The 8,133-nt window shown below is 67.2% G+C and carries 10 protein-coding genes; 4 read left to right on the forward strand and 6 right to left on the reverse strand.

Annotated features, from left to right (window positions below):
• Window positions 1-88 precede the first annotated feature (88 nt).
• Both AOM01_RS12830 and AOM01_RS12835 read left to right on the forward strand, forming a co-directional pair.
• Window positions 89-1,051 (forward strand): hypothetical protein, encoded by a 963-nt coding sequence (locus AOM01_RS12830; RefSeq protein ID WP_062294217.1) that lies wholly within the window; start codon window positions 89-91, stop codon window positions 1,049-1,051.
• Window positions 1,048-1,242, forward strand: a complete 195-nt coding sequence (locus AOM01_RS12835) for a hypothetical protein (protein WP_062294218.1) — start codon at window positions 1,048-1,050, stop codon at window positions 1,240-1,242. Before AOM01_RS12830 ends, AOM01_RS12835 begins: the two co-directional genes overlap by 4 nt.
• Window positions 1,243-1,909: 667 nt before the next feature.
• Here AOM01_RS12835 and AOM01_RS12845 read toward each other — a convergent pair.
• The 6 genes from AOM01_RS12845 to AOM01_RS12865 form a co-directional block, all read right to left on the reverse strand.
• Window positions 1,910-2,374, reverse strand: coding sequence for a CPCC family cysteine-rich protein (locus tag AOM01_RS12845; protein WP_369401592.1), 465 nt, complete (start codon window positions 2,372-2,374; stop codon window positions 1,910-1,912).
• Window positions 2,329-2,874, reverse strand: a complete 546-nt coding sequence (locus AOM01_RS12850) for a hypothetical protein (RefSeq protein WP_156155981.1) — start codon at window positions 2,872-2,874, stop codon at window positions 2,329-2,331. Before AOM01_RS12850 ends, AOM01_RS12845 begins: the two co-directional genes overlap by 46 nt.
• A gap of 589 nt (window positions 2,875-3,463) precedes the next feature.
• Window positions 3,464-4,537, reverse strand: a complete 1,074-nt coding sequence (locus AOM01_RS12855) for a winged helix DNA-binding protein (RefSeq protein ID WP_156155982.1) — start codon at window positions 4,535-4,537, stop codon at window positions 3,464-3,466.
• A gap of 44 nt (window positions 4,538-4,581) precedes the next feature.
• Window positions 4,582-4,965, reverse strand: a complete 384-nt coding sequence (locus AOM01_RS14505; protein WP_156155983.1) for a hypothetical protein — start codon at window positions 4,963-4,965, stop codon at window positions 4,582-4,584.
• 476 nt (window positions 4,966-5,441) lie between these two features.
• Window positions 5,442-5,540, reverse strand: a complete 99-nt coding sequence (locus tag AOM01_RS14270) for a 30S ribosomal protein bS22 (protein ID WP_074789180.1) — start codon at window positions 5,538-5,540, stop codon at window positions 5,442-5,444.
• An 87-nt stretch (window positions 5,541-5,627) separates the two neighbouring features.
• The gene (locus AOM01_RS12865; RefSeq protein ID WP_062294229.1) at window positions 5,628-5,861 is read right to left on the reverse strand and encodes a helix-turn-helix domain-containing protein; all 234 of its coding nucleotides are present in this window, start codon (window positions 5,859-5,861) and stop codon (window positions 5,628-5,630) included.
• Between the two features lie 175 nt (window positions 5,862-6,036).
• Between AOM01_RS12865 and AOM01_RS12870 the strand changes: the two genes are divergently transcribed.
• Both AOM01_RS12870 and AOM01_RS12875 read left to right on the forward strand, forming a co-directional pair.
• Window positions 6,037-7,407: a TrkH family potassium uptake protein gene (locus AOM01_RS12870; protein WP_062294231.1), complete on the forward strand. Its 1,371-nt coding sequence runs from the start codon at window positions 6,037-6,039 to the stop codon at window positions 7,405-7,407.
• Window positions 7,400-8,065 carry a potassium channel family protein gene (locus AOM01_RS12875; RefSeq protein ID WP_062294233.1) on the forward strand — a complete coding sequence of 222 codons (666 nt, stop codon included), beginning with the start codon at window positions 7,400-7,402 and terminating at the stop codon, window positions 8,063-8,065. Before AOM01_RS12870 ends, AOM01_RS12875 begins: the two co-directional genes overlap by 8 nt.
• Window positions 8,066-8,133 lie beyond the last annotated feature (68 nt).

Genomic DNA, 8,133 nt, shown 5'->3' on the forward strand with positions numbered 1-8,133 from the left:
GGATGCGCCCGCGCACCCGTTCCTGGCTCGTTATGTCTAGCCGAACACTTTCTGCCCCCTGCCCTCGCCGACGTCCTGGGGTGGCACAGTGACCGGCGACGACAACAGTGCTCTCGCCAGGCACCTCCACCAGCTCAGCCGGAAACTGCCGATGGCGCGCCTGCTTGCGACGCTGCGAGTCGCCGGAGCCCGCGTGTGTGGAGTCAGCCTGAAGCGAGGACACAACTCGGTTCGGCTGGTCTTCGAACACGGCCGGCTGACCTTTCGAGGCCTGTGGATGTGCGAGCGCAGGTACACCTGCCCGACCTGCAGCCCACGGTGGCTGCGCAAACAGCGCGACGCCATCCAGATGCTGCTGGCCGACAACGACACCCTCGGCGGCGACTCGGTGATGGTGTCGCTGTCCCTCGCCTTCCCGCTTGGACTGACCCTCTCTGAGCGGTGGGGGATCCTTAGAGACCTCAACACGAAGCTCGGCGCCAGCAAACGGTCCCGCACGGCGCGTGCCGCCGCCGGCAAAATTGGACTCGTCAAGGTCGTGCACCCGATCCACGGCGAGCACGGATGGCACGTGCACCTGCACCTGCTCTACATCCTCAACCGAGGCATCACCGGCACGGAGGCCGACAAACTCAAGCAGGTCGAGACTGCCGTATGGGCCGACCTTGCCGACAAGGCCGGCTGCGCAGCGGAGCCCGGTGTGCAGACCTACACCCGCATCGGCCGCACTGAAGGTGACTTCAAACGTGTCGCAAGGTACCTGACGAAAGGCATCCAAGAGATCGAGCTGGGCCGCAAGGCGCCCAACCTCGACTACTACACGTGCCGCCTCGAACGCGGCAAGAACAGGTCGCCATGGCAGATGCTCGACGACGCCACGTTCCACGACGACACGGACGCACTCGCACCGTTGCGCGAATGGGTCGAGGTCATGGAGTCCGCCACCTTCCAAACCGTGCACCTGCCCCGCAGATTGATGACACGCCTCCACGAAGACGCTGTGGCCGTACGCGAGTCGCCGGCAGGCACAGCCAAAGACGAGGTCGCATGACCGGTACCACACGCGATACCGCTGCGCCATTCGAGTTCACGAACTTCACCCACGACCTCGGCGACCGCGACGACCTCCGCGCCGCACTCATCGCGCTCGCGCACCACACGGTCGACTGGAGCGACGTGCGCGACTTCTGCATCGAGCACCGGCTCACGATCCGTGAGGGGTCCTACCTCACCATCCAGTGACCGAGCCGCACTCGTGGGCGCGTCACCTAGTCACGTAGCGCCGGAGGCACGAGGACCCGCGGCCTCCCGAAGAGACAAGGCGCGGAAAACAGGACAAGGTTCAATGCGATGAGGCCGAGACATAGAAGGACCACCGCGCCAGCAGCATCGGGCATGTCGGGATCGGTAACACCGCGAGCGTAGCCAAGAACCAACGGGGAACTCGCGCCTGCCGCGCACAGCACCACGGGCGCGAGCGTGAATACCCCCTGCGGGTACGAGCGTGACATCCGCCCGCCCGCACTCTCGCCATAGCCCTTGACAAGCCGCTCCCGGTAACCCGCCCAATAGCGAGAGTCGTTCCACCGACGCGCAAAGAGGATGGCCGCCCAGCACCACCCGGCGAACATCAGCACGGTCGCGACAAGCGAGATGATCGCAGTTGACTGACTCATGAATCTAGGCATCCTCAGGGATGGTCTCGGGCGTGGGTTCTGCCTTGGTGCCCGACCCTACGGGACATGGCATCCAAGCGGAGACGGCGCACTCACCGGACGCTACGGTCGATCGCCGAGGGCGTTCGCGGAGTGAGTAGATGCCATCCTCAGGCGACTGGGAGTTGCCGTCACCAAGTTGCGGGAGTCGCGTAGCGGATGCGCGCGACTGCGCACGGGACATCCGGTGGGGATCAGCCGCCACCTAGGTGGGGCGAGTGCCGCCAGAATGTGTCCCGCCACCAGTAGAGCTCAGCGAGATCGTCGGGCCATGCGGCGGTGCGATCGATCGCGGTCTCGAAGTTGTCGATGCGGTCGTCGATCGGTCGCCAGCCGGGATCGAGTGGCTCCGAAGGGCGCGCCGCTCGCACCTTGTCCGTGTAGTCCGGGTGCACCGCACCCCACTCCACATACGATCGCTGCGCGTGAAGAAGCGACACGCCATTGGCACCGTCGGAACTCCACGGCCAGCGCAGCTGGTCAGGGTCGTCCTCCCAGAAGCACACAGGGCACAGCTCGTACAGTCCCGGCTCGTCCAGGACTCGGTGCCCGCAACACGGACACGGGAAATCATGTGTGCGCGGGACTGCGCCGACGCGCGTCCATGGCCACTTCATCGCACCGTGCTCGCATTCGAACGGGTGATCGTGACGGACCATCGGCCTGTCGCCGCTGTCAGATCGTCCAGTACCGAGTCGAGCATCTCGCGGTGCACGGCCACCGTGACTGATCCTCGCCCACCATGCGCCGGCGCGATACGCAGACTCGCCGATCGGCGGTGAGCGAACCGAGGGTCGTCTGCCACCGTCAGCGTCCCGCCAACAGGCACCGTGCAAGTGCTCCACAGGTACGGGCCGGCTGGTGCCGCGATCGTGACCTCGCCGCCAGTCTCCCGGAACCGCAGCACCGGTATGCGGAGCGCGGCTTGAAGCACGCGCACGGTCGCCATCGCGAGGAACATGAGCCCCAAAATGCCGAAGATTACGATCGCGGCCACGGCCTTCGACCGCAGCCCATCGCCGCCGTTCGACGAGTCCGCGATAACCCAGGCCACGACGGCGGAGCCAACCCAGAACGCACCGAACAGCACCAAACCCCAAGACGCGCGCCGCAACTCCAGGCCCACGTGCGCCGTGCGATAAGAAACTGCTTGGCTCATCGTCCTACTCAACTCGTCTTTCGTGACTGGGATCAGACGGACCTACTATCAGCGGCGGCCCCAAGAGCGACTCGGAGGGTTGACCCCCGTCGAGTTCGAGACCACCACGAGATCCGCCGTGCAACTCGCAGCCTAAACTCCGACCGTCACCTGTTCGTTCACCACGCGCTATCGACACACAGCGTCGCGACGGATCGGCGACGCCCAAGGCCGCCTCGCGCGATGGAACTCCCACGCGGTGAGCCAGCTGCCACATGACGTGCGTCGGCTCCCTCAGCCGCCACGTTCACAGGCTCGCGCAGGCCAACACATAGCGGCCGCACAGCGGCGAGGAGACCGACCGGACGAACTGGCTTCGGCACCCAGATGCTGAACCGGAACTACACATTGAACCTGAACTCGACCGCATCGCGGTCCTTCATCTCGCACGCGTCGACGCGTTCCCGAGTCGCGAAGCGTCTCGCGCGCAGGCTCGGGGCGGTGCGGCACGGCGGTCTGTGGGACTGGCCGCCATTTCGCAGCTCGCGAGCGCGCGGGGCCGTGCGCGCATACCAGCGCACGCCAGAGCACTGCCAGAACATGCGGGACGCTAGGTCGACACCTCCCGCCAGTCCTCGCGTTCCGGCCACGGCGCACCCACGCTCACGGGGTAGAACTTGACGCTATCGACGAAGATCCCGAACGGTTTGCGTGCCCGCACCACGGTCCATTCCGGATCGGGCTTCTCGCGCACGACGATCGCGTCGCGCGCAGCCAGCACCTCAACGATTCTTGTCAGGGTTCTCGGCGTCAGACCGGTGAGCGCGACAAGTTGCCGCATCGACAAGGCCGGCAGGCCGACAATGAGATCAAGCACGCGTTCCTGAGTTCGAGTCAGCTCGTTCTTTCGGGTGCGCGCCGAACCGCCCTCCCTCGACACGACACGCGCCGCGGACTCGACGTAGTAGCCCGCGGCGTGGGTGGCGTGCGCGATGGCCTTGAAGTACGCGTTCATCGCGGCGTCGAGGCGCGCCGCGTCGGCCGAGCCGGGGCCGACAAGCGCGTGCGCGATCGTGTCCCACGAGCCTGGCGCCGCGAGAAGACCCATCGACACCGGCGGAAAGCGGAGGTCAACGCAGCCCCCAGCCCGGGCGAGCACCGCCAGGCCGAGGTGGCGCGCGAGGATTCCCGTGCAGGGGTCTTCTGGCGCGCTGGCTGCCACGACCATGGTCGCGATCGCGGCCTGCACCATTGGCGGCACACGACGGTCCTTGAGTGCGCGAACGATCTCCGGAACGAACGCCGTCGACCGGATCGGGGAACCCGTCTGCCGGAACACCGACCTCTGGCCTCTCACCACGCTGCCGACAACCGCCCACTCGTTGTCGTCCCAGCGGGCGACGTGTTGCGGCGTCAGTCCGACTAGCGCCTGGAGACCGCCAGCGGCGGCCGTCGCCGCGTCGTCCATGTCCAACGCGTACTCGCGCCGAACGAACGCATCGCGGAACTTGCGGACATTCACTTCGCCGAACCCAATCGTCGCGGAGGCGACCGCCTCGTGCGTCGCGATGGCCCACGTGCCCGCATCACTGAAAAGGCCCCTGTGGACGCCGTCGAGATAGCCAATCGACCGTGACGCCTCGCTCATCGCGGCCCAGGTCGGATCCGACAATGTGACTGCCACCTCTGAAGGCAACAGCGGCGACGCCAGCGGCCTCACCGCCGTTCTCACGGGGTCTCACCCGACGGGGACGACGTACCCGGGACACCGAGCGCGCGCTCGAGAGCGAGCCGGCCCCCAAGGATGTACTGGTTCTTCAAACGTGTCACCGAGTTGGTGTGAAGCTGGAGGTCCTCGGCTGCGGCCACGATAGTCAAGCGGCCCGCGAGCACCTCCTCGACAGCAAAGACCATTGTCTCGCGTGTCCGACGACGCTCGTCGGGCTGACGCTGCGAGCCAACAAGAGCCCGCCGCCCACCCTCGACGAACGCCACCACGTGACTCCCCAGCACGTTGACCTCAAAGCGCGATGGATGATTCTGTCGGCCGGCAAGGACACCAAGAAGCGCCTCAACGCGGGCACTGCCGCCTGTGGCCTCCGCGTAGGTCACATGAGCGCGGCTCGACAGGAGTGCCCCTGCAGTCAGGCCGCCCGCGCCCGTGCGAGGTTGCTCTCGCCGCGCTGCTGCACCGGTCGCGAGTGAGGACCTCGCGCCCCCAGTTGCGACCACGTCGTCCGTGGACCTCGACCCGATCGACCACAACATCAAGGACACCTCCAGCGGTTGCCGGGCCACACACGGGCCCGAAGGGCACGTTGCCCGCCGTGAAGGTATCCACACGGCCCAGAACGCCCAACATCCAGAGGCACCCCGAGCGGCGACCGGCCCGGGCTTCGACGAGCGGCGCGCATCTCAGGCACCGCTGACGCACGAAAACGCCCCCTCGATCCCACCGGAGCGGGAGAGGGGGCGTGTCCGCACTCGCCTCAGCGAGCCGTCGGGGCTAGGTTGAGACTGTCCTGAATCGCACGCGAATTGCATGAGCCGTTCGCCGCGCTTTCAGGTCAGAAGCAAAACCCCTGGTATTACTTCTTGTTGCGGCGCTGGTGGCGCGTCTTGCGAAGCAGCTTGCGGTGCTTCTTCTTCGACATACGCTTGCGGCGCTTCTTGATGATGGAACCCACGGAACCTACCTCGTTCTTTGACACTAAGTGCGAGGCGTGCCGTAGCACGCCAGCGTCCAGGCCGCGCTGGACGCGACAGACAAGGACCTAGCCTACCGTGCCGGTGCCCTTGTCGTCATCTTCGAGGATGTACCCGCCCGCAAGAGCGGCCTGCTCCATGAACTGCTCGACCGCCTGCTGGGGGACGCGGAACGACCGCCCGAAGCGCACGGCGGGCAGCTCGCCCGAGTGCACCCAGCGGTACACCGTCATGCGCGACACCCTCACCATCTCTGCCACCTCGGCGACCGTGAGAAAGGTGGTGCGTGGCGATTCGGCCATGTTGTCTCGTCCCTCTCGAAGCGTCCTGCGCATTCATCGGCCGGATGCTCTCTCAACTGTAGGGGCAGAAGTGACCATTGTGAAGTGTGGGGAACCTGCCGAAGATGGTGGTGGGGGATAGGCTCGCGCGCGGGGCATCAAGCAGGGCGGACACGCCCCGGCGGTGAGGAGATCGATGGCCAGCCTGCGCACGGCTCGCGACGTTGTCGGCGAGTGGTTCGACCGCGTCGCGCTCGAGTCGCCGGCACGCCTCACCCTCGGCGCGTTCGCCCTCACGATCCTGCTGTTCACGGGGCTGCTCAAGCTTCCGTTCGCGACCGCGGACGGCAAGTCGGCGCCGTTCATCGACGCGCTGTTCATCGCCACCTCCGCGGTCTGCGTCACCGGCCTCAGCACCGTCGACACGGGCACCTACTGGTCGCCGTGGGGACTCGCGATCATCGGCCTCGCGATCAAGGTCGGCGGCCTCGGGATCATGACGCTCGCGTCGCTCGCAGGCCTCGCGGTGTCGCGGCGCCTGGGCCTCACGCAGCGCATCCTCGCCGCGGGCGAGTCGCGGGCCTCGGGGCTGGGCGACCTCGGCTCGCTGCTGCGGACGGTGGTGATCGTGTCGACCACGGTCGAGCTCACCATCGCGGCGATCCTCATCCCGCGCTTCCTCACCCTCGACTACGGCTGGGCCAAGTCGGTCGGGTACTCGCTGTTCTACGGCGTCTCGGCGTTCAACAACGCCGGCTTCAGCCCCGACCCCGTGGGCCTCTACCCGTATGCGAAGGACCTGTGGATGCTGGTGCCCATCGGGCTCGGAGTGTTCATCGGCGCGCTCGGCTACCCGGTCTACCTCAACCTCCTACGCGAGCGCCGCCCGTCCCGGTGGACGCTGCACACCAAGCTCACGCTCGTCACCATCGCGGTGCTCGCGTTCATCTCCGCGTCCTTCCTCGCGGTGTTCGAGTGGACCAACCCGCTCACGCTCGGCGACCACTCCGCCGGGTCGACCATCGGCAACGTGTTCTTCCAGTCGATCAACCAGAGATCGGGCGGCTTCGCGTCCTTCGATGTGGGGCTCGCTCGCGAGCAGACCTGGCTGCTCGAGGACGTCCTCATGTTCATCGGCGGAGGCTCGGGGTCCACGGCGGGCGGCATCCGCGTCACCACCATCGCCGTGCTGGTCCTCGCGGCGTGGGCGGAGGCCCGCGGCCGTCGCGACATGGAGGCCTTCGGCAAGCGCATCGGCACCGAGGTCCTGCGCGTCGCGGTCTCGATCACCCTCATGGGCCTGTTCGTGGTGATCGTCGCGACCGGCATCTTCATGTGGCAGACCGACATCCCGCTCGACCGCTCGCTGTACGAGGTGGTGTCCGCGTATGCCACGTGCGGCCTGTCGACCGGCATCACGGGCGACATCGACACCGATGCGAAGATGACGTTGATCATCACCATGTACCTGGGCCGCGTGGGCTCGCTCACGCTGGCCTCCGCCCTCATGCTCAACCGTCAGCGCCGGGTCATCCGGTACCCGTCAGAAAGGCCGATCATTGGCTAGCAACGACTCGTCCCGCGCCGGCGTCCTGGTGTTCGGGCTCGGCCGGTTCGGCTCCGCGATCGCGGACACGCTCGACAACATGGATGTCGAGGTGCTGGGCGTCGAGCGCGACCCCGCCGTGGTCGAGCGCTGGTCCAAGCGCATCCCGTGCGTCGAAGCCGACGGCGCGGACCCGCGCGCGCTCGAGCAGATCGGCGCCGCGGACTTCGCCGCCGCCGTCGTGGGCGTCGGCACCTCGCTCGAGGCGTCCGTGCTCATCACGGGCAACCTGGTCGACGTGGGCGTGCCCGAGATCTGGGCGAAGGCCACCTCCACCGAGCACAAGCGCATCCTCGAGCGCATCGGCGCGCACCACGTGGTCCTGCCCGAGGCCGAGGCCGGCGCCCGCATCGCCCACTCCGTCGGCGGCAACATGCTCGACTACATCGAGGTCGAGGACGGCTTCACCGTCGTGAAGATGCGCGCCCCCAAGGAGACGCACCACTTCACCCTCGACAAGCTCAACCTCCAGGCGAACTACGGCGTCCACGTCATCGGCGTCAAGCGCGCGGGCGAGGAGTTCGAGTACGCCAGCCCCGACACCGTGGTGGGCCCCGAGGACCTGCTGGTGGTCGCCGGCGAGGGCGAGCTGCTCGAGCGCTTCTCCCAGCGCCCGTAGCCCCCGCGCGCGCGATTCGCTGCGCACGGTCCCCGCGGCGACACGCCGCGTGCGAGGGGACGATGCCC

The organism is Demequina phytophila, assembly GCF_000971135.1.
GTDB lineage: Bacteria > Actinomycetota > Actinomycetes > Actinomycetales > Demequinaceae > Demequina > Demequina phytophila.

Coding starts and splice junctions, on each gene's coding strand:
- AOM01_RS12835 (WP_062294218.1), top strand. CDS start 1,048: ATGACCGGTACCACACGCGATACCGCTGCGCCATTCGAGTTCACGAAC.
- AOM01_RS12845 (WP_369401592.1), bottom strand. CDS start 2,374: ATGGTCCGTCACGATCACCCGTTCGAATGCGAGCACGGTGCGATGAAG.
- AOM01_RS12850 (WP_156155981.1), bottom strand. CDS start 2,874: ATGAGCCAAGCAGTTTCTTATCGCACGGCGCACGTGGGCCTGGAGTTG.
- AOM01_RS12865 (WP_062294229.1), bottom strand. CDS start 5,861: ATGGCCGAATCGCCACGCACCACCTTTCTCACGGTCGCCGAGGTGGCA.
- AOM01_RS12870 (WP_062294231.1), top strand. CDS start 6,037: ATGGCCAGCCTGCGCACGGCTCGCGACGTTGTCGGCGAGTGGTTCGAC.